This window comes from Bradyrhizobium sp. WU425 (assembly GCF_021052305.1).
Taxonomy (GTDB): Bacteria; Pseudomonadota; Alphaproteobacteria; order Rhizobiales; family Xanthobacteraceae; genus Bradyrhizobium; species Bradyrhizobium canariense_D.
Window position 1 is genome coordinate 5,490,713 of sequence record NZ_CP088089.1, and the last position, 20,060, is coordinate 5,510,772.

Annotated in this window: 18 protein-coding genes; 5 read left to right on the top strand and 13 right to left on the bottom strand. The window is 65.0% G+C overall.

Going from position 1 to position 20,060, the window contains the following annotated elements; genetic code table 11:
* Positions 1-83 precede the first annotated feature (83 nt).
* The 13 genes from BcanWU425_RS26675 to BcanWU425_RS26735 all read right to left on the bottom strand — a co-directional run bounded on the left by BcanWU425_RS26675 (position 84) and on the right by BcanWU425_RS26735 (position 16,036).
* Positions 84-3,074, bottom strand: a complete 2,991-nt coding sequence (locus BcanWU425_RS26675) for a bifunctional [glutamine synthetase] adenylyltransferase/[glutamine synthetase]-adenylyl-L-tyrosine phosphorylase (RefSeq protein ID WP_204510715.1) — start codon at positions 3,072-3,074, stop codon at positions 84-86.
* Positions 3,071-4,525 carry a sensor histidine kinase gene (locus tag BcanWU425_RS26680; protein ID WP_085352306.1) on the bottom strand — a complete coding sequence of 485 codons (1,455 nt, stop codon included), beginning with the start codon at positions 4,523-4,525 and terminating at the stop codon, positions 3,071-3,073. Before BcanWU425_RS26680 ends, BcanWU425_RS26675 begins: the two co-directional genes overlap by 4 nt.
* Positions 4,509-5,189, bottom strand: a complete 681-nt coding sequence (locus BcanWU425_RS26685; protein WP_035969420.1) for a response regulator transcription factor — start codon at positions 5,187-5,189, stop codon at positions 4,509-4,511. Before BcanWU425_RS26685 ends, BcanWU425_RS26680 begins: the two co-directional genes overlap by 17 nt.
* Positions 5,190-5,472: 283 nt before the next feature.
* On the bottom strand, positions 5,473-7,056 hold the full coding sequence (locus BcanWU425_RS26690; RefSeq protein WP_204510714.1) for a Do family serine endopeptidase: 1,584 nt from the start codon (positions 7,054-7,056) through the stop codon (positions 5,473-5,475).
* A gap of 232 nt (positions 7,057-7,288) precedes the next feature.
* Positions 7,289-7,771, bottom strand: a complete 483-nt coding sequence (locus BcanWU425_RS26695) for a cytochrome c-type biogenesis protein (RefSeq protein WP_026233610.1) — start codon at positions 7,769-7,771, stop codon at positions 7,289-7,291.
* Positions 7,772-7,775: 4 nt separating this feature from the next.
* Positions 7,776-9,758: a heme lyase CcmF/NrfE family subunit gene (locus tag BcanWU425_RS26700; RefSeq protein WP_204510713.1), complete on the bottom strand. Its 1,983-nt coding sequence runs from the start codon at positions 9,756-9,758 to the stop codon at positions 7,776-7,778.
* Positions 9,755-10,264 carry a cytochrome c maturation protein CcmE gene (ccmE, locus tag BcanWU425_RS26705; protein WP_026233609.1) on the bottom strand — a complete coding sequence of 170 codons (510 nt, stop codon included), beginning with the start codon at positions 10,262-10,264 and terminating at the stop codon, positions 9,755-9,757. Before ccmE ends, BcanWU425_RS26700 begins: the two co-directional genes overlap by 4 nt.
* 37 nt (positions 10,265-10,301) lie before the next feature.
* The gene (gene ccmI / locus BcanWU425_RS26710) at positions 10,302-11,417 is read right to left on the bottom strand and encodes a c-type cytochrome biogenesis protein CcmI (protein WP_204510712.1); all 1,116 of its coding nucleotides are present in this window, start codon (positions 11,415-11,417) and stop codon (positions 10,302-10,304) included.
* A gap of 131 nt (positions 11,418-11,548) precedes the next feature.
* Positions 11,549-11,818, bottom strand: coding sequence for a hypothetical protein (locus BcanWU425_RS26715; protein WP_007593394.1), 270 nt, complete (start codon positions 11,816-11,818; stop codon positions 11,549-11,551).
* Between the two features lie 100 nt (positions 11,819-11,918).
* The gene (locus tag BcanWU425_RS26720) at positions 11,919-13,319 is read right to left on the bottom strand and encodes a hypothetical protein (RefSeq protein WP_204510711.1); all 1,401 of its coding nucleotides are present in this window, start codon (positions 13,317-13,319) and stop codon (positions 11,919-11,921) included.
* A gap of 159 nt (positions 13,320-13,478) precedes the next feature.
* The gene (locus BcanWU425_RS26725) at positions 13,479-14,855 is read right to left on the bottom strand and encodes a sensor histidine kinase (RefSeq protein ID WP_018458555.1); all 1,377 of its coding nucleotides are present in this window, start codon (positions 14,853-14,855) and stop codon (positions 13,479-13,481) included.
* Between the two features lie 122 nt (positions 14,856-14,977).
* Positions 14,978-15,649 carry a response regulator transcription factor gene (locus BcanWU425_RS26730; RefSeq protein ID WP_018458554.1) on the bottom strand — a complete coding sequence of 224 codons (672 nt, stop codon included), beginning with the start codon at positions 15,647-15,649 and terminating at the stop codon, positions 14,978-14,980.
* A gap of 231 nt (positions 15,650-15,880) precedes the next feature.
* Complete coding sequence (locus tag BcanWU425_RS26735; RefSeq protein ID WP_007593402.1) at positions 15,881-16,036, bottom strand: hypothetical protein; 156 nt, start codon at positions 16,034-16,036, stop codon at positions 15,881-15,883.
* Between the two features lie 233 nt (positions 16,037-16,269).
* Here BcanWU425_RS26735 and ku point away from each other — a divergent pair, with 233 nt between their 5' ends.
* The 5 genes from ku (at position 16,270) to BcanWU425_RS26760 (ending at position 19,998) form a co-directional block, all read left to right on the top strand.
* Positions 16,270-17,253, top strand: a complete 984-nt coding sequence (ku, locus tag BcanWU425_RS26740) for a non-homologous end joining protein Ku (protein ID WP_018458552.1) — start codon at positions 16,270-16,272, stop codon at positions 17,251-17,253.
* A gap of 51 nt (positions 17,254-17,304) precedes the next feature.
* Entirely contained in the window at positions 17,305-17,541 is a 237-nt protein-coding gene (locus tag BcanWU425_RS26745) for a hypothetical protein (protein ID WP_018458551.1), read from the top strand.
* A gap of 169 nt (positions 17,542-17,710) precedes the next feature.
* Positions 17,711-17,893: a hypothetical protein gene (locus BcanWU425_RS26750; RefSeq protein WP_018458550.1), complete on the top strand. Its 183-nt coding sequence runs from the start codon at positions 17,711-17,713 to the stop codon at positions 17,891-17,893.
* 192 nt (positions 17,894-18,085) lie between these two features.
* On the top strand, positions 18,086-18,250 hold the full coding sequence (locus BcanWU425_RS26755; protein ID WP_018458549.1) for a Flp family type IVb pilin: 165 nt from the start codon (positions 18,086-18,088) through the stop codon (positions 18,248-18,250).
* 185 nt (positions 18,251-18,435) lie between these two features.
* Positions 18,436-19,998 carry a hypothetical protein gene (locus BcanWU425_RS26760; protein ID WP_204510710.1) on the top strand — a complete coding sequence of 521 codons (1,563 nt, stop codon included), beginning with the start codon at positions 18,436-18,438 and terminating at the stop codon, positions 19,996-19,998.
* The last annotated feature ends 62 nt before the right edge of the window (positions 19,999-20,060 follow it).

Sequence of the window (20,060 nt, forward strand, 5' to 3'; positions counted from 1 at the left end):
CCGCCACGAATGCCTAGCGCTGCATCCAGCGCGTCGCCGCGACGCCCGCGGCGCGGGCTTGGAGCCGAACGTGCGGGAGGCGCTCACCTCGCTGAAGCCGACGACGACGTCCCTTCCAGCAGCGCCCTGAAGACACGGCGCACCTCGCTCTGCGTCTCCTTCACGCGCGCCTCCAGCGAGGAGAAATGCGGCGCATCGCCGGCGCGTGCCATCACGCGCAGAAGGTCGGTGCCGGCGGTCTCCGGCTTGAACCGGTCGCTGACGCAGAGCCGCAGGATCTGCGTCAGGTCGTGATACAGCCGCGCCGCGGCCCGCAATATCTCGGTCTCCGATTGCGCGAGCACGCCAAGCCTACATGCATTTTCCAGCACCTGCATGGTGCCGGCGTCGAGAATCCCCGGCTTCTCGTGCGCATGCACGAGCTGGAGATATTGCGCGATGAAATCGATGTCGACCATGCCGCCGGCGGCATATTTGAGATCCCAGCAATCGGCCTCGCCCTTCTCCTGGGCGATCGCGCGCCGCATGTCGGCAACATCGTTGGCGATGATTCCGGGATCGCGGCGGCGGGTCAGGACATCGCGGATGACGCGCTCGATCCGTTCCCGGAATTCGGGCGAAGCGGACACGACGCGCGCGCGCGTCAGCGCCATGTGCTCCCAGGTCCAGGCCTCGTTGGCCTGGTAGTCCGCGAACGAGACGAGGCTCGAGGCCACAGGGCCGGCACGCCCCGAGGGGCGCAGCCGCATGTCGATCTCGTAGAGCACTCCGTAATTGGTGCGCGTCGTGAACGCGCTGATCAGGCGTTGGGTGAAACGCGCGAAGTAATGTGCACCTTGCAGCGACTTCGCACCGTCGGAGTCCGGACTGTCGCCGTCGAAATCGTAAAGCAGGATCAGGTCGAGATCGGACGACGCGGTCATCTCGCGGCTGCCGAGCCGGCCCATCGCGATGATCGCGGTCTCCTGCCCCTTGATCCGGCCATGCTGGGCGGCGAAGCGGTCGGCGACGAGGCCATGCACGGTATGGACGATGCCCTCGGCGACGTCAGCAAAGGCCGTGCTCGCTTGCTGCGCCGAGACCGTGCCCGAGAGAATGCGCGTGCCGATCAGGAACAGGCTCTCCTGCCCGAACAGGCGCAGGCGGTCGAGGAACTCTTCGTAAGAGCCGGCATCCTGCACCGTGCTCGCAAGCCGCCCCGACAATTCCTGCCTGTCGGGCATGGCGCCGAAGAAGCGCGGATCGATCAGGCCATCCATGAGCTGCGGCTGCCGGGCGAGCATCTCGCCGAGCCGGGGCGCCGCGCCCAGCACCAGGGCGACCAGCGCGACGAGATCGCGGTTCTGGCCGAGCAGCGTGATCAGCCGGCCGCCGCGCTGAAGCGCTCCAAGGAAATGGTCGAACGCCACGACGGCCCGATCCGGCTCCTCAGCATGAGCGAGACCGTCGATCAGAGCCGGCACGAATTCGACGAATGCGTTGCGCGTCGCTTCGACGCGGAACACGCGGTACTCGCCGGTGATCCAGTCACGCACGGTCTGCGCGACGGCGGCAGGCTTCTTGAAGCCGAGCGTGGCCAGATACTGAAGCAGCCGCGGATCGTCGGGACCCGCACTGTAGTCGAGCGCCGGCAGCTTGGCCGTGCCGGTCGGATCGTCGCCTTCGAACAGTTTTTCGTAGTGGCCCTGGACGATCTCGAGCTGCCGCAGAAGGTCGCGGGCAAAGGCCTCGCGATCCGGATAGCCGAAGAACCAGGCGAAACGCTCGACCGCCTCCTTGTCCTCGGGCAGCGTGTGGGTCTGCTCGTCTGCGATCATCTGGAGGCGATGCTCGACCCGGCGCAGGAATTGGTAGGCCGTGGTCAGCTCGTCACGCGCCGAAACCGTGATCCAGTTGCTGGAAGCAAGCACGCCGAGCGCGGCGAGCGTCGGCCGCACACGCAGTTCGGGATGTCGCCCCCCGGCGATCAATTGCTGGGTCTGGGCGAAGAACTCGATCTCGCGGATTCCGCCGCGCCCGACCTTCACGTTATGCCCTTCGACCGCAACCTCGCTCTGGCCGCGATAGGTCTGCATCTGCCGCTTCATGTCGTGAACGTCGGCAAGCGCGGCAAAGTCGAGATGCTTGCGCCAGACGAAGGGCGCGATCTCCGCGAGTAGCGCCGCGCCCGCCCTGGGATCGCCGGCGCAGACTCGCGCCTTGATCATCGCGGCGCGCTCCCAGGTACGCCCTTCCCGCTCATAATAGTTCAGCGCGGCGTCGCGCGAAATCGCCACCTGCGTCGAGGATGGATCGGGACGCAGGCGCAGATCGACGCGGAAGACGTAGCCGTCATAAGTGCGCTGCTGGAGAATGCGTGCCATCCCCTGCGTCACCCTCACGAAGAACGGCTGGGGTTCGATATCCGCGGCAAGCGTCGTATTGTCGGGATCGAAGAACACGATGAGATCGATGTCGCTGGAATAGTTCAGCTCGCCTGCGCCCATCTTGCCCATCGCAAGCACGATCAGCCCGCAGCCCTCCTCCGGCGCCTCGGGATTGGGCGGCGAGAGCTTGCCGCGCGCGGCTTCTTGCCGCAGGAGGGATTGAAGCGCCGCCCGCACCGAGGCCACCGCGAGATCGGTGAGCGCTGCGGTCACCCGCATCACCGGCCAGACCCCGCCGATGTCGCACAGTGCGATCAGGAGCGCGGCCTCCGCCTTCATGCGGCGAAGCAGCCGCATCACCTCGGCTTCATCGGATGCCGCGAGCACGGCGCCGTTCGCCTCCGCGATCAGCGTGGCGAGATGCGCATCCGGATCGCATTCCAGCAGCCGGATCAGGCGCTGCGGATCAGCGCGCAGCAGCTCAAACAGATAAGGCGAGAATTCCGCGATGCCGGCCAGGATGTCCCGCGCGAAGCGGTGAGCCAGCAGCGCTTCAAGACGGGTGAATTGCGCTGGCTCGAGCTCGGCCAGCCACCTTTCAAAACGTCCTTGGTCGGTGACGGAAGCGGCAATATGGGGAGCCTCCGCGAAGCGTGCGGCAAGTCTCTCACCATGCTTGTCCGCGTTTCCCGGCGCGGAGTGGTTCATGCCACCTTCTGTGGCACATCCGGCATTGGCGGAGCAACCCTGTCGCCCGCGCGCGCCGGCAGCACCAGCGTGGCGACAAGACCGGGCTGGGCGTCACCCAACCTCAACTCACCGCCATGCAATGTCGCGACCGCGGAGGCGAGACTGAGACCGAGGCCGGATCCAGGCAGCGTGCGGCTCGCTTCCAGCCGCACGAATCGTTCCACCACATGCTTGCGGTCGGCTTCGGGGATTCCGGGACCGCGATCGGTGACGCTGAGCAGCACCTGATCGCCCTCGCGCCTCGATTCGATCGTGATCTGCCTGCCCTCCATGCTGACCACGGTTCCCGCGGATTGCGCGACCGGCTTGCCGTATTTGACCGCATTCTCGACAAGATTGGCGAGGGCCTGGCTGATCAACTCGCGGTTGGCGTGAACCGGCGTCGGCTCGCACCTGACCTTCAAAGTCATGCCGTCGTCTTCGGCCAGCGGCTCGTAGAGTTCGTGAATGCCGTTGGCGACATCGGCCGCGTCGAAATCATCCATGTTACCGCGCGCCTGCCCGGACTCGGCGCGCGCGATCATCAGAAGCGCGTTGAAGGTACGGATCAGCCCGTCGGATTCCTCGATGGTCCGCTCCAGCGCGGCGCGGTAATCGACCTCGCCGCCGGATTTCGCCAGCGCCTCCTCGGCGCGGTTGCGCAGGCGCGTCAGCGGCGTCTTGAGATCGTGAGCGATGTTGTCGGAGACCTCCTTCAGCCCCGCCATCAGCGCCTCGATCCGCTCCAGCATGGCGTTGAGATTTTCGGCGAGGCGGTCGAGCTCGTCGCCACTGCGCCCTACCGGCAGGCGTTCGCTGAGATCGCCGGTCATGATCCGATGGGCGGTGCCGCTCATCGCATCGATGCGCCTCAAAACCCTGCGCGCCACAAAGATGCCGCCGCCCAGGCCGAGCACAACGACGATCAGGATCGACCATTGCGCGGCCTTCGCCACGATGCCGAACAGCCGTCGCCGCTCGGCCAGATCGCGTCCGATCAGAAGCCGGAAGCCGTTTTCCAGTTCGGTGACGCGGACGAGCGCAAGGTGGTCGCGATCGTCGGCGTCCTCGATACGCCGGTAGGCGGTCTCGGACCAGCCGCGCTTCGCCATCACGCCGGGCGCCAGCGAGCCGACATTGCCGGCGATCGCCTGCCCGGTCGGCGTCGTCACGAGATAGAGGTTGGCACCCGGACGCAGCGCCCGGTACTCGATCGCGAGCACGAGAGCGCGCAAGCCGCGGCGGCCGTAGATCTCGCTGATCTCCGAGGTCTCGGCATTGACTGTCTGCGTGATCTCCTCGGTGATCAGCCGCCGCGTATTCCAGGCGAAATAGGCCAGCAGCGAGGCCGCGAACATCGCGAACAACAGCAAATAGACCAGCGTCAGCCGGAATGCCGTGGTGCGGACGAGTTTACCGAATGCCGTCACGGATCATGTATCCCGCGCCGCGGATCGTGTGCAGCAGCGGCCGCTCAAAACCCTTGTCGATCTTGGAGCGCAGCCGCGAAATGTGCACGTCGATGACGTTGGTCTGCGGATCGAAATGATAGTCCCAGACGTTCTCAAGCAGCATGGTGCGGGTCACCACCTGGCCCGCATGCTTCATGAGGTATTCGAGCAGGCGGAATTCGCGCGGCTGGAGCGTCAGCTCGTCCTTGCCGCGCGCGACGCGATGGGAGAGCCGGTCGAGCTCGAGATCGCCGACGCGGTACAGCGTGTCCTCGGCCGGACCGCCGCGGCGGCGCGACAGCACCTCGACCCGGGCCAACAGCTCGGCGAAGGAATAGGGTTTCGGCAGATAATCGTCGCCGCCAGCGCGCAGGCCCTTGATGCGGTCGTCGACCTGGCCGAGCGCGGAGAGAATCAGCACCGGCGTCGAATCGTCCTTGTCGCGGAGCGCGCCGATCACCGACAGGCCGTCGCGCTTGGGCAGCATGCGGTCGACCACCAGCACGTCGTAATCGCCGTTCTCGGCCATGGCAAGGCCTTCCTCGCCGTCGGCGGCGTGGTCGGCAATGTGCCCGACCTCACGAAACGCCTTCACGAGGTAGTCGGCGGATTCGCGGTCGTCTTCGATGATGAGGAGGCGCATCGTGCGTTCGGCAACGGTCAAGGGAGTGAACCTTCTCTAAACATGGCGCGAGCGGCAATCGCATGCAAGCCGAGTGAGAGACTCTGGCATCGAGAAAAAGGCGGGCGGTGAAGCTGGGGGGACTTCACCGCCCTAGGCCTTCCGACGGAGGGGGGCGTATTCCACCGGAAGGTAGATAGGGGAAGCAAACGTTGCGCTGCTCCCCCGAAGGGCGCCGTCGGCGGGGGCGACTGATGCCGGCGACACCCTTCATCTCGGAGGCCTCCTGAGGCCGAGCCCTTGGTTAGCCCTTCGCGATGGGCACGGCGACGAAGCGCGACTGACCGCCGCTCTTCACCCGCATCAGGACGCTGTTCTTGTTGTCAGTCCGCGCCGTGTTGATGGCGTCGCGAACTTCGCCGGCGGTGCTCACGCTCTTGCCGCCGACTTCGAGAATCACGTCACCTTCCTTGAAGCCGCGTTCGGCTGCGGCGCTCTTCGGATCGACTTCGGTGACCACGACGCCTTCCTTGCCGGCGCCGGCCACGGAATCGGCGGGCGCGACGGTCATGCCGAGCTTGGGCACGTCGGTGCCGCGGCTCGCGCCCTTGCCGCTGTCCTTGTCGATGTCGGCCTTGGCTTCGATCGTGTTCGGCAGCTGGCCGAGGGTGAGGTTCACCACCTTGTCCTGGCCCTTGTGCAGCACGTTGAGCTTCACGGTCGCGCCGGGCGCCAGGCCGCCAATGGTGCGGGCGAGCTCGCGCGCGTCCTTGACCGATTCGCCGTTGACCGACGTGATCACGTCACCGGACTCGATGCCGGCCTTGGCCGCCGGACCATTCGCCTGCGGCTCCGCAACCAGCGCACCTTCGGCCTTCTTCATGCCGAGGCTGTCTGCGATGTCGGGTGTCACCGGCTGGATCTGCACGCCGATCCAGCCGCGGCTGACCGAGCCCTTGTCCTTGAGCTGCGCCACCACGCTCTTCACGGTGCTGGCGGGGATCGAGAACGCGATGCCGACGCTGCCGCCGGAAGGCGAGTAGATCGCGGTGTTGACGCCCATCACCTCACCATTGGTGTCGAACGCGGGACCGCCGGAATTGCCCTTGTTCACGGGGGCGTCGATCTGGATGAAATCGTCGTAGGGGCCGTTGCCGATGTCGCGGCCGCTGGCCGAAACGATGCCGGCAGTCACGGTGCCGCCGAGGCCGAACGGGTTGCCCACCGCGAGCACCCAGTCGCCGATCCGCGGCTTGCCGTCGGCAAGCTTCGCGAACGGGAAGTTCGAGCTGCCCTCGACCTTGATCAAGGCAAGGTCGGTGCGCTGGTCGGTACCGATCACCTTGGCGGTGTAGGTCTTGCCGTCGTCGGTGGTGACCTCGACCTTGTCGGCGCCGTCGACCACGTGGTTGTTGGTCACGGCAAAGCCATCAGCCGAGATGAAGAAGCCGGAGCCCTGGCCCTGCACCACGCGGCCACGACCGCCACCACCCTTCAGGCCCGGGACGCCATCCGGAGCGCCGAAGCGGCGGAAGAACCGCTCCATCGGCGAGCCCGGCTGGAACGGCGAGGAGGAATCATCGCCGTCGTCATTGCTCGCGGTCTTCTCCTTCATGTTGACCTTCACCGAGATCACCGACGGCTTCACGCGCTCGACAATGTCGGCGAAACCGATCGGGCGTTCGACCTTGCGGACCTCGTTGTTGACCTGCGCAAGCGCCGGGGTCGAGAACAGGTCGGCGGGCGAGGTTGACGTGCCGAAGCCGTAGACGGCGGCGCCGAGGCCGGCGACGACCGAGGCCATCAGCGCGATCTTGCGGGCCGAGAAAACGGGCCGGCGGGGCTGCCGGTAGGACGGAAGGTTCGAGAGGTCGGAACGGTCGGTCATGCAGAGATCTCCAGGGCCTTGAAATCCATTTGGCGCCTGACGGCGGCACCTTACGGACCTGAAGATGGGGGCTGTCGCCTTACCGTGCGCTGGCGGCGGGGTTAAACTTTTGTAATGAACCGGACATGCGGATGCGGCAGTTTATCGCGGCCAAAACTAGTGAACCTGCAGGAACTTAACCAAGTTCCAGGAACCCCCGTGCAGTGCCGGCTTGATGCGCGCAGCAACGTAGCTAGCTGGATTTGGCTTCATCCGCCATCAATGCGGCGAGCCGCGCTTCCTCGTCGGGCGTGAGCGGCGGAGCCGGTAGGTCTGCACCATTTCGCGCGCGCCGGCGGATTTGCAGCCATAGCGCCAGGCTGCCGCCAATCAGCAGCAACGGCGCGAGCAGCCACAGCAGCATGTTCTGGCGCTCGAAGCGCGGCTTGAGCAGCACGAACTCGCCGTAGCGCGCGACCAGGAAATCGAGCACTTGCGAATTGCTGTCGCCGGCCGCGATACGCTCGCGCACCAGGAGCCGCAAATCGCGCGCCAGCGGCGCATCGGAATCGTCGATCGACTGGTTCTGGCAGACCATGCAGCGCAGCTCACGCGACAGATCGCGTGCACGCGACTCCTTCACCGGATCCGACATGATCTCGTCCGGCTGCACGGCATGCGCCGCAGGCAAGGCCAGCAGCATCAGCGCGATGAACGCGACCATCATTCGGCGCATCAGATCACTCCGCCGGCTGCAGGCGCTGCTTGGCACGCGCCGGTTTCGGCGCGCCGACTCGCAGGCGCCGGTCCGACAGCGATAGCACGCCGCCGAACGCCATCAGCACCGGTCCCCACCAGATCAGCAGCACCAGCGGCTTGTGATAGATGCGCACGGCAATGGCGCCTTCGGCAGTGGCGTCGCCGAGCGAGATGTAGAGCTGGCTGGCGCCGCGCGTCAGCAGCGCGGCCTCGGTGGTCGAGGAGCCGCGGGTGGTGAAGCTGCGCTTGGACGGCGTCATCACGCTGAGCATCTCGCCGTCGTGGCTGACGTTGAATTCGGCGATCATCTCGTGGAAGTTCGGTCCCTGGCGCTGAAACAGGCCGTCCAGCTTGACGTCATAGCCGGCGACATGGGCGACGTCGTTCTGCTTCATCGTCGCGATATATTCGCTGTTCCAGGTGGTCTCGCAGACGATTCCGATCAGCGCAACGCCGAGGCCGGCATGCGCAAATACCGAGCCCCAGGCCGAGCGCGGCAGACCGCGGGCACGATGCAGCGTCGTCGCGAACGGCAGCCGGAACAAGCCGGTTCGTTCGGCCAGATCCGTGACGGCGCCGGCAATGACGAAGACGCCAAGTCCGATTGCCAATGGCGCGAGCGCGCTGCCGCCGCGCACCCAGCCCCAGACCATCGCGACGGCGATAAGCCCGGCAACGCCGGCCGCCAGCAGGCGTTGGGTGACGCCTAGCAGATCGCCGCGTTTCCACGCCAGCATCGGCCCGAACGGCACGGCGAGCAGCAATAGCGTGAACAGCGGACCGAAGGTGAGATTGTAGAACGGCGCGCCGACCGACATCTTGAAATCGGCGAGCATCTCCATCGCCAGCGGATAGAGCGTGCCGAACAGCACCACCGCGCAGGCCACAGTGAGCAGCAGATTGTTCAGCACCAGCGCACCCTCGCGCGAGATCGGTGCAAACAGGCCGCCCTGCTTCAACGACGTCGCGCGCCCCGCGAACAGCGACAGGCTGCCCCCGATGAACAGGCAGAGAATCAGGAGAATGAACACCCCGCGGGTTGGATCGGTCGCGAAGGCATGCACCGAGGTGATGACCCCCGAGCGCACCAGGAAGGTCCCAAGCAGCGATAGCGAGAAGGTCAAGATCGACAAGAGGATGGTCCAGACCTTCAGCGCGTTGCGCTTCTCCATCACCAGAGCCGAATGAAGCAGCGCGGTGCCGGCAAGCCAAGGCATCAGCGAGGCGTTCTCGACCGGGTCCCAGAACCACCAGCCGCCCCAACCCAGTTCGTAATAGGCCCAGTACGAGCCCATGGCGATACCGAGCGTCAGGAAGATCCAGGCGACCAGCGTCCACGGCCGCACCCAACGCGCCCAGGCGGCATCGATCCGCCCCTCCAGCAACGCCGCGATCGCGAAGGAAAACGAAATTGAGAAGCCGACATAGCCGAGATAGAGCATCGGCGGATGCACGGCGAGACCGATGTCCTGAAGCACCGGATTGAGATCGCGTCCCTCGATCGGCGGGTTGGTGATGCGCAGGAACGGGTTGGAGGTCACCAGGATGAAGAGATAGAAGGCGCTGGCGATCCACGCCTGTACGGCCAGCACGTGCGCGCGCAGCGACAGCGGCAGATTGTTGCCGAAGGCCGCGACCAATCCGCCGAACAGCGCGAGGATCGACACCCACAAGAGCATCGAGCCTTCATGGTTTCCCCACACGCCAGTGATCTTGTAGAGCAGCGGCTTCATGGAGTGGGAATTCTCGTAGACGTTGACGACGGAGAAGTCCGACTCCACGTGCAGCATCACAAGCGCGATGAACGACGCACCGACGAACAGAAGCTGCGCCAGCGCAGTGGAGCGCGCCACATTCATCAGCGCGTCATCGCGCAGCCGCGCGCCGATCAGGGGCACGATGGACTGGATCAGTGCCAGTCCGAGCGCCAGCACCAGCGCGTAATGTCCTGACTCCGCGATCACCGAACTGCTCCCTGCGGATTGCCCTGCGCGGTCGTGGCCGCGGGCTTGACGCCGTCGGAAGCTTTGGCGCCGTAATCATCCTTCCAGTGCCCCTGCTTCTTCAGGGCATCGGCGACGTCCTTTGGCATGTAGGTCTCGTCGTGCTTGGCGAGCACGGTGTCGGCCTTGAACACGCCGTCAGCATCGAGCGCGCCTTCGGCGACGACGCCCTGCCCTTCGCGGAACAGATCGGGCAAAATGCCCTTGAAGGCGACCGGAAGCTTTGCGCCGCCGTCGGCGACCTCGAAGGTCACAGCGAGATTGTCGCCGCGCTGGAGCGAGCCGGGCTGCACCAGGCCGCCGAGGCGAAACCGCTTGCCGGGCGCAACGTGCTTCTCGGCGACCATGGTCGGCGTCGAGAAGAACACGATGGAATCGCGCAGAGCGTTGAGCACCAGCGCGGCCGCGAGGGCGAGCACGGCAAGCGAGCCGCCGATGATGGTCATACGTCGCTGCTTGCGCGTCATGGCGTATCCATTCCCTGCCCGTCTCGTCCTGACATCATCATCCGTCGAGCCCGAGTGTCTTGAGGCCTTCATCAAGCTGGCGCAACCGTGCTGCATCGTTGGCAACCGCCTGGCGGGCATCGGTCGATGCCCCCACCGCCTTGTCGCGATCACCCATGACGAGATAGGCGCGCACCAGGCGCAGCCAACCCTCGACGTCGTCGCCGTTCTGCTTGAGGCGCGTGGCGAGCCGTTCGACCATGCCGCGAACCATCGCGTTGCGATCGACCTCTTTCATCTCCTTGGAAGCTGCGAGGGTCTCATCCGACAGCGCCGGCATCGTCGCGCCACCGCCACCCACCCGCGCGAGCGAGGTCTGCACCAGAGGCCGCCACGGCGCATCCGCCGGCGCTTTCGCCAGCAGCGCGCGCCAGATATTGGCGGCATCGTCTTTGCGGCCGTCCTGCTCGGCGGCGAGACCGAGAAAATAGTTCGCCTTGGGGTCGTCGGCGCTGAGCGCGCGCGCGCGCTCGAACTCGGTCTTGGCCTCGGCGGTCACGACGCCGCCGGCGGCGGCCGAGATCGCTTCGCCGAGATCGGACCGGCGCTCCGCGCTCTCGCCATTGTAGGTGAGCGAGTTGCGATAGGCGCGCACGGCGTCGTCGAAGCGACCGAGCCGTTCCAGCACGGGCGCGATCACGTTCCAGCCGCGCCCGTCGGTCGGATTCTTTTCCAGATGTTGCTCGACCTGTACGACCAGATTCTCGAGCGACTGCGCCATGCCGGACCCGGATCCGCGCTCCCGCTGCGCCAGTGGAAAGTCCTGAAGCCTGGGCGAGCCGAGCGGCACATAGACACCAATCGCAACCAGCGGCAGGCCGGCAAGCGCCAGCACGGCCGCCGCGCGGCGCCATTTGAGGCTGGATTTCGGTGCCGTTGCGGGCTCGCTGCCGGCCGCGGCAAGCAGCCTGCGGCTGACCTCGACGCGCGCGGCCTCGGCTTCGGGCGCGGCGATCAGCCCTGCGGCAAGATCACGCTCGATCTCGGCGAGTTGGTCCTTGTAGACCGCGACCTCGCTGCCCTGATTTTGCGCGCGTCCGCTACGGCCGAGCGGCAAAAGCACGGCGAAGATCGCCGCGACCGTCATCAGCGCGAACACGAACCATAGCATCATCTGGCAAGCTTCCGGCAGCGCGCAAGCCGCGCCCACAGGTCGCTTTACACCACGGCCGGACGATGCGGCAATTGACAATTGTCAATTCGGCGCGACCGCGCACAGTCCCGAAATGGTGGAAATCCAACGGCTTAGCCGATCTCGAAGTCCGCGCTTTGAGCGGCGTCCTCGCCATGCCCGTTGAAGGCCTTCAGGAAGTATGTTCCCGGCTCGATAGCGTCGGGCAATCTGATGCGCAACGCCCCGACGGGAACGGGTGATGCAACCCTGGTGACGGTCTCAGGAAGCTGCCGACCGCTTGCCTTCTCGACCAGCACCACCTTCGCGCCGACCATCAGCCTTTGATATTTGGCAACAACGACGCGATTCTCGATTTCGATGGAACTGATAACGGATTTCATGCGCCCACAGATAGAAATATAAAAAACCTGCACGGCGACCGTAGGGCCAGCCACCGACACCGTCAACCTGAAATTGTGACTACTGAAATATGCGCCTGGATCAGCTAGCGCGCGACGATTTGCGCTCGCCCGTGGCCGCGTTCTCCGCGGCGCGGCTCATCAGCGAAGCATAATCATCGCCGAACAGCACCTGGCAGAAGCGGATCGCGGCCTGCACCTGCTGCTGCCGATAGGTGCGGACCTTGTGATCGGCGCCGCGCAGCGACTGCACCAGCTGCTCAGTCGAACGCTCGACATATTGCTGGAGGTCGGAATAGGTGCGCAGTGTCACCTCGTTGATCGCAAGCTCGCTCGCATAATTGCGGCAGGTGGCGACGAAATCGATCAGCGCGACGGTTTCCTCGACCTCGGTGCTGTCGATCCGCGCGCCCGGCGGAATGTCCTTCTCGGCGCGCTGGCGCAGGATGCGGCGGAGGCGGCCGGGAACACTGTCGATCTCGGATTGCAGCGCGTTAGAGATGTCGGCCCGGATCGAGGTCAACTGCTTGCCCCAGGCAGAATCGTTGCGCAGGTCGAGCTCGGTACGCAGGCCTCGCACGCCGTCGTGCAGCGTCTTGAGATTGGCGGCGACATTGTCGAAATGGCCGCGCTTGATGTCCATGCGCAGGATGGCGGCCACGCAGGACAGATCATGCAGCGCGATCGTGACGGCGACGCCATAGGGCGTTGCCGCAACACGGATCTCGTCGTCGGACGCGGCAATCTTGATGGCGAGGCGGATGATCTGCCACGGCGCGGTCATCCGCTGCACGACGATGGAGAGCGCGAAGGGCAGCATCTGCGGGGTCTGGAGGACCGGAATGTTGAGCGCTGCAGTCACCGAGGCGATCTGGGCATCGCCGAAGGCGCGCAAAGAGCGCGGCAGCTTCTCGTTCAAGGTGGCAATGGCGTCGCGGACCGCGAGCACCGCCCCGGTCGAATAGAGGTCCTCAATCACGTTGGGCGGACCAACGCGGGCGAGCGCACGCGACTTGTCACCCCCGCCCGGCCCCGTCAGCTCGAAGATGGCATCCGCAGCGACCGCCTGGAGCTTCGAGGCCAGCGCTTCGACCTGCCCTGCGCTGTCGGCCGGCGTGCGCGCCAGCGCCGCCTCGAGTTCCTTCAGCTTATCCGGAGCACCGTCGCGGCCGAGCCATTGCCAGATCGGAGCCAGCGAGGAGCGGCGGACCTGCCCGACCCGGATCGGGGCGCCTGCTTCGACCAGGAAGGGTTCCAGCACCTGGAACAGCAGCCGCGACAGATCGTCCGTACGCGGCGGTGCGGCCTCGTCGGCTTCCGTCTTGCGGACAATCTTGCGCAGCTGGTCGAGCACGAGGGTTGCCACGGCCGTGTCCTGGCCGCGCTCGAGCGCACGCTCGAACTCTCGCATCAGCAGCGCCTGCGCCTGCGGCGGGAGCTGCGCGAGATAGTCCCTCAGCCGCTCGATCGATGTCTGGCTCATGCGCCCGGGTAATGAACGGTAAAATGGCGGACGTGGGATCCGTCCTGCTCGATCATAGGTGGGGCCACTTAAGAAGCCGTTTAGGAAGTCCCTCCGAATACCCCTGGTTTCGTCCGGATCGGTGTGCAGCAGGCCAAATAGTCGCGTCGGAACAAGGGATTATATTCCGGGGAGGACCAGCTCCGCCCGCAGGCCCCCCGTCGGTGCGCGCCCGAGGGAGAGGCTGCCGCCATAGAGCGCAGCGAGCTCGGTCACGATCGACAGTCCCAGCCCCGATCCGGGCTTGGACTCGTCGAGCCGCTGGCCGCGCCGTGAGACCTGGGTGCGCTCGGCCTCCGACAGGCCGCGGCCGTCATCGTCGACGATGATATGCAGCCGCGGACCGATGCTCGCCTGCTGCGGCGCTTCCGCCAGAACTTCGATGAAGACCCGCGACGCCGCCCATTTGCAGGCGTTGTCGACGAGGTTGCCGACCATCTCCTCCAGATCCTGCCGCTCGCCGCGAAATTTCGCCGACGGATCGGCCTCGGCCTCGACCACGATGCCGCGGCCGCGGTGGATCTTCTCCATGGTCCGCCGCAGTGCCTCGATGGCCGGTGCCACCTCCGTCACCGTCGCAACGACCGAGACCCGCGCCGCGATGCGCGCGCGCTCGAGATGATGGGCGACCTGGTCGCGCATCACGTCGGCCTGCTCCATCACCTTGGCCGCGAACGGATCGGTGGCATGCGCGCCGGCCTCGTTCACGATGACCGAGAGCGGCGTCTTGATGGCGTGGGCGAGATTGCCGACATGGGTGCGCGCGCGCTCCACGATCTCGCGATTGGCGTCGATCAGCGCGTTGGTCTCGCGCGCCAGCGGTGCGATCTCGACCGGGAACTCGCCCTCGAGCCGCTCCGCCCGCCCGGACCGGATGTCGGCGATGGATTCGGAGATGCGCTTGAGCGGCGCGAGACCGAAGCGGACCTGAAACACGGTGGTCAGCAGCAACACGATACCGAGCGCGGTGAAGGTGCCGCCGAGGTAGTAATCGAAACTGCGCGTCTCGTCGAAAATCTCGGTGTCGTCACCGGCGACACTGACGAGAAATTTGCCGTCCGCGCCGAGATCGACCGGCCGCTCCACCATGCGCAGGTTCTGTCCCTCTGGACCGTCGACATAAGCGATCCGGATGCCCGCGGCTGTGAGCTCGGTGCCCTGCTCTTCCAGCTTTGGCAGCTTCTTGTCCCAGAGCGAGCGCGAGGAGCGCACCTCCGGCTTTTCGGTGTCGGTCCGCGTGATCTGCCAGTACCAGCCGGACAACGGCAGTTCGAACAAGGGCTCGCCGAGCGACTGGAACTGGCGGTCCGGCGGCTCGTCGGGGGTGGCGACCTCGGCGATCAGCGTGCGGAGATAGAGATTGAGCCGGCGGTCGAAGGCGCGCTCGGTGGCGTTCTTGTAGACCGACGACAGCACCACGCCGGTGATGGCCAGGATCACCACGAGCCACGCGGTCGCCGACAGAAACAGGCGGTTCGCAAGCGAGCTGGCGGGCATCGGAATGATCCCGGAGGCGCGGGGTGGCATGGCGTCGGAACTCATGACCCCGAACAAGGCCCCTGCTGCGCCGCCCGTCAAGCCAAGATACGTCTAGACGAGATAGTTCGAGACACCGCGCTTCAAGCGCCGGGGGCCGGCGGGGTCAGGAGATAGCCGAGGCCACGGACAGTCTGGATGATGTCGACGTCGAGCTTCTTGCGGATGCGGCCGACGAAGACCTCGATCGTGTTGGAGTCGCGGTCGAAGTCCTGGTCGTAGAGATGCTCGACCAGCTCGGTACGGGACACGACGCGCCCCGAATGGTGCATCAAGTAGGCCAGAAGCCGATATTCGTGCGACGTCATCTTGATGGGATTACCCGACACGCTGACCCGGCCGGTCCTGGTGTCGAGCGTGACGGGGCCGCAGGTCAGCTCGCTCTGGGCGTGGCCGGTGGAGCGGCGCAGCAGCGCGCGGATCCGCGCCAGCACCTCCTCCAGGTGGAACGGCTTTGCGACATAGTCGTCGGCACCGGCATCGAAGCCCTGGACCTTGTCGCTCCAGCGGTCGCGCGCGGTGAGGATCAGGACCGGCATGGTGCGGCCGTTGCGCCGCCAGGCCTCCAGCACCGAGATGCCGTCCTTCTTCGGCAGGCCGATGTCGAGCACCACGGCATCGTAGGGCTCGTTGTCACCGAGAAAATGCCCCTCCTCCCCGTCGAAGGCGCGATCGACGACATAGCCGGCGTCGGTCAGCGCCTTGGTAAGCTGGCGATTGAGATCGGGGTCGTCCTCAACGACGAGCAGGCGCACGCTTCTCTCCAGAATTAGGCCGCATGAACACCTGCACAGATGAGCAATTCCGGCGTGAACTGAATATGAACACCGGGGAACCGGCCGCGTTACTTTTTGGTCATATCCGACCAGTTCGCAGTCAACGCACTGCGCCCGCCATGCCACCGGACGAACCGACGGCACGGCGGGCGCAATGTGCCGCGTTACGCGGCGAGTCGGAAGGTGCAGACCGTCCGGTCGATCTGCCGATCAGGTCCGGAAGAACACGAACCAGATGACCGCGAGGATCAGGATCGCGAGCCCGGTTGATATGGCGAGCAGCGCCGCCACCGACGGCCCAGGCTCGCCCTGGCGCGCCTCCGTCGGAGTTTCCACGATCTGACGTTGGTCTCGCGTGGTTGCCATGGTGACCTCAATTTCTGGCCGTCGCATCGGATGGCCGCGACTCCTCGCGGCGAATGTCCAGTGGCAACGCATGATCGGATATGATGTTCCGGTTTTTGCAGCCGGATCGGGCTGCAACCGCGCGCCGGGCGGCCGATTAACGCAGTTGCAAGATTCAGCGATCCGCCTTGCTATGATTCGGTGTTCCCCGATGGTATCTTCGTCTTCTGTCCCCGTTGCGTTTGGAGTAGCCCATGGCCCCCCGCGCCAATTGGAAGGGTTTTCTGCGTTTGTCGCTCGTGACCTGCCCGGTCGCGCTCTATCCGGCCACTTCGGATACCGAGAAAGTCTCGTTCAACCAGATAAACCGCAAGACCGGCCACCGGATCAAGTACCTCAAGGTCGACGCCGAGACCGGTGACGAGGTGACTTCGGAGGACATCGTCAAGGGCTACAAGGTCGACACCGACACCTATATCGAGGTCACCAAGGACGAGCTCGACGACATCGCGCTGGAGTCCACCCACACGATCGAGATCGACGAGTTCGTACCGAAGACCGACATCGACAGCCGCTATCTGATCCGCCCCTACTATCTCGTGCCCGACGGCAAGGTCGGCCACGACGCATTTGCGGTGATCCGCGAGACGATCCGGAGCATGGACAAGGTCGCGATCGGCCGCGTGGTGCTGACCAACCGCGAGCACATCATCGCGCTGGAGCCGCTCGGGAGCGGCCTGATGGGGACGCTGCTGCGCTACCCCTACGAGGTGCGCGGCGAGAAGGACTATTTCGACGACATCCAGGACGTGAAGCTGACCAAGGACATGCTCGACCTTGCAAAGCACATCGTCGAGAAGAAGTCCGGCGCGTTCGAGCCTGAGCTGTTCGAGGACCATTACGAGACCGCACTGATCGACCTCATCAACAAGAAGCGCAGCGGCGCGCCCATCGCAGCAAAGGCCGCGCCCAAGACCAGCGGCAACGTTATCAACCTCATGGACGCGCTGAAGAAGAGCATCGCGAACGAGAAGGACGCAGGCCCCGCGGCGAAGGTGGCCAAGGACGTGACCAAGGACGCCGTCAAGGGCAAGAAGCCGAAGAAGCGCGTCGAAGGCCAGCGTGAGATGCTGCTGCCGATCACCGGCAAGGGCGGCAAGGACACTGCTGCGAAAGCCGCTCCCAAAAAGGCGGACAAGCCGGTGCGCGCGCCGGCCCGGGCGAAGAAGGCCGGCTAGCGGCATCGCACAGCGCCGTGATGCTGCCCCTCGTCGATCGGCCGACCTGACATGCCCTGGTCGACCGCGTTCGACGAACCCATCTCGTTACGTGGCGGGCGCAAGCTGCGGACGCTGCAAGAAGCTGCCGATCACATCATGCGACTGCCCGAGGATACGCAGGATGCGAGCCACTGGCAGACCGCGATCGAAACCCTGATCAACGCGGCCGAGACCGGCGGCGGCTGGATGATGTTCGCCCGCATCGCGGTGTTGCGGGCGCTGAATGCGGACGGTCGGCGCGAGTGAGCCGGGCGCCCCGCTCGAGAACAGGCTCAACAATCCGTTAAGTCAAGCCGCGCTTTCAGCGTCTGCCTGCGGCCGGAGGGCACGTAATCCTACGGAAGACAAAATTAACCGACGCTTCCCGCTCAGCGCAGCATCGTCGCCCCTCGATTGAACTCGGGGTTGCAGGCTCGTGAAGCAGCAGGACGCCAGAAAGAATTACATCGGCATCGTCAACGACGCGGCCGAGGAAGAAAGCCTGGCCGGCAGCTCCGCGCGAGCGCAGCCGTCCGTGGTCAGCTATCTGGTCGGACGTCTGGCGATAGTGCTGAAACGCTCCAGCAAGGCCGCACCGGAACGCCAGATCTCGTCCTGAGACGGGATGACGACATCGCCAAATGCGTCCGAATTGGGTGACGAAACCTTAAGTCAATCGATGTCACCATATCAAACGGCAGGTGAGGACCATCCGCCCTGCGTTTTGGCGCGCTCACGAAAACTTAGTGAATCAATTTACCATTCCGAAAACGGCACCGGCCTAGGTTGGACGGATGAACAGGAGTTGACGATGACTTTGCTCAAGTCATTTCTTGCCGACGAAAATGGTGCCACCGCCATCGAGTATTGTCTGATCGCCACCGGCATCGCGTTCGCGATCATCACGGCCGTGAACAACACGGGCAGCGCACTCCTGAGCAGCAAATTCAACTCGATCAGCGCGGCGATGAAGTAGCCGGCATAGCCGGCGCGCCGCAATCGCATCAGCACGAATCCGCGTGCAGCGCGCCGGATGATAGGCTCCTCCTTCCGATGCGGCGGCGACCCCAGTTTGATTTTCGCGAAGTTCGCATTATTGGCGTTGTGTCGCGCGGTTGCGCTGTCGTAGAGCGTAAGCTCAAACTCTAGCGGCCCTATGACATGATTCCTTCCGACAAGCCGACCTCGACAATCTGGGCTCGTCTTGGCTCGGACCGATCGACGCCGATCAGCGTTCTTGCTGTCCTGGCGGCCCTGTCGTTTCTTCCGGTGCTGCTGACCCCTATCCCCGCGATGGTCGACTATCCCAATCATCTCGCCCGGATGTACATTCTGAGCCAGAACGGCACTCCCAATGCCAATCCGTATTACGAAGTGGCCTGGGCATTCTATCCCAACCTTGGAATGGATCTGCTGGTCCCGCAAATGGCGCGGCTGATCAACGTCGAGAACGCCACGCGCCTGTTTCTGCTCCTGAGCCAATTGCTGATCGTCGGAGGCGCGCTTTTGCTCGAATGGGCCCGGAAGGGACGGGTCCATCTCGCCGGCTTTGCGGCGCTCGCTTTCCTTTATTGTCTGCCGTTCAGCTGGGGCTTCGTGAATTTCGAGTTCGGACTGGGCCTCGCTCTTTGCGGCATCGCCGTCTATCTGATGCTCGCGGAGCGCCCATGGCCACTGCGTTTCGTCGTCAACATGGTCTTCGTCGCTGCGCTGTTTGCAGCACATTTCTTCTCCCTCGGCGTCTATGGCGCGACGCTCGGCGTCTACGAGCTCTCGCGCATCCGCCATGGGCGAAGGTCGTACGGGGTCGCCGCCGCGCGGCTCGGCGCGTTGGCCATACCGACGCTTGCCCTCTTTGGGATCATGCGCATGACCGCGGGATCGATCGGAAGCGAAGGAACGAGCTGGTTCATCGGATTCAAGCCGATCTGGCCGTTGCGCATCATGAACGGTTACAATCTGACGATCGCAGCGGCGACCGGGCTTACGCTGATGGTCTCGCTGTTCTTCGCCGCAAGACGCGGCGTCCTCAAGCTCGAAACAGCCGGGACCTGGCTCGCGATCGGCTTCGCGCTGCTCTACGTCGTCATTCCCTCGAAGCTGTTCGGAACCTCGTTCGTCGACCTGCGCGTCATTCCCGCTGCGGCTCTGATCCTGCCGGCCTTCTGCTCGCTGACGCTGCCCAGCCGGGCGTGGAGAATGGCAGCGCTCGCCGCGATCAGTGGCGTCATACTGATCAATCTCGCCGTCGTGCTCACGGTGTGGCTGCCTTACCGCACCGACTATGCGGCCATCGTCGAGTCGTTCCACAAGATCGATCGCGGCTCGCGCATCCTCGTCGCCAGCACGGACGACAATGGAGACCCGCCCTTCGCCGACCTCACCTCATATCCGATGTACTATGCACCTACGCTGGCCGTGCACTATGCCAACGCGTTCGTGCCCAATCTATTCACGGAAGCGGGCAAGCAGCCCGTGCGGCCACGCGAGGACGTGCGCCGTCTTGCCATTCCCTACGGGGGGCCGGTGCCGCTGGGCGTGCTTACCGCGATTGCGGCAAGCCGGCCGCCGGCAGGCGTTCCGCCGTTCGTCCGCACCTGGCATCAGGACTTCGACTATCTCTATGTCCTCGGGCCGCGAGCCGCAAACCCGCTGCCGGATCTGCTGGAAGCGCTGGACACCTCTGAGCGATTTGTTCTCTACAAGATCCGCCGCAAGTCCTAGACCGCAAGTCCTAGGCCGAAGCCGCGGCTGCCCAGCGTGGTTAATCGGGCATCACCATCTGC

What these genes read in the sequence shown, in the direction of transcription:
- BcanWU425_RS26735 (WP_007593402.1), bottom strand. Translation starts at nt 16,036, where the DNA reads ATGGCAACCACGCGAGACCAACGTCAGATCGTGGAAACTCCGACGGAG.
- BcanWU425_RS26690 (WP_204510714.1), bottom strand. Translation starts at nt 7,056, where the DNA reads ATGACCGACCGTTCCGACCTCTCGAACCTTCCGTCCTACCGGCAGCCC.
- BcanWU425_RS26755 (WP_018458549.1), top strand. Translation starts at nt 18,086, where the DNA reads ATGACTTTGCTCAAGTCATTTCTTGCCGACGAAAATGGTGCCACCGCC.
- BcanWU425_RS26725 (WP_018458555.1), bottom strand. Translation starts at nt 14,855, where the DNA reads ATGCCCGCCAGCTCGCTTGCGAACCGCCTGTTTCTGTCGGCGACCGCG.
- BcanWU425_RS26685 (WP_035969420.1), bottom strand. Translation starts at nt 5,189, where the DNA reads ATGCGCCTCCTCATCATCGAAGACGACCGCGAATCCGCCGACTACCTC.
- ku (WP_018458552.1), top strand. Translation starts at nt 16,270, where the DNA reads ATGGCCCCCCGCGCCAATTGGAAGGGTTTTCTGCGTTTGTCGCTCGTG.
- BcanWU425_RS26760 (WP_204510710.1), top strand. Translation starts at nt 18,436, where the DNA reads ATGATTCCTTCCGACAAGCCGACCTCGACAATCTGGGCTCGTCTTGGC.
- BcanWU425_RS26695 (WP_026233610.1), bottom strand. Translation starts at nt 7,771, where the DNA reads ATGCGCCGAATGATGGTCGCGTTCATCGCGCTGATGCTGCTGGCCTTG.
- BcanWU425_RS26720 (WP_204510711.1), bottom strand. Translation starts at nt 13,319, where the DNA reads ATGAGCCAGACATCGATCGAGCGGCTGAGGGACTATCTCGCGCAGCTC.
- BcanWU425_RS26675 (WP_204510715.1), bottom strand. Translation starts at nt 3,074, where the DNA reads ATGAACCACTCCGCGCCGGGAAACGCGGACAAGCATGGTGAGAGACTT.
- ccmE (WP_026233609.1), bottom strand. Translation starts at nt 10,264, where the DNA reads ATGACGCGCAAGCAGCGACGTATGACCATCATCGGCGGCTCGCTTGCC.
- BcanWU425_RS26715 (WP_007593394.1), bottom strand. Translation starts at nt 11,818, where the DNA reads ATGAAATCCGTTATCAGTTCCATCGAAATCGAGAATCGCGTCGTTGTT.
- ccmI (WP_204510712.1), bottom strand. Translation starts at nt 11,417, where the DNA reads ATGATGCTATGGTTCGTGTTCGCGCTGATGACGGTCGCGGCGATCTTC.
- BcanWU425_RS26745 (WP_018458551.1), top strand. Translation starts at nt 17,305, where the DNA reads ATGCCCTGGTCGACCGCGTTCGACGAACCCATCTCGTTACGTGGCGGG.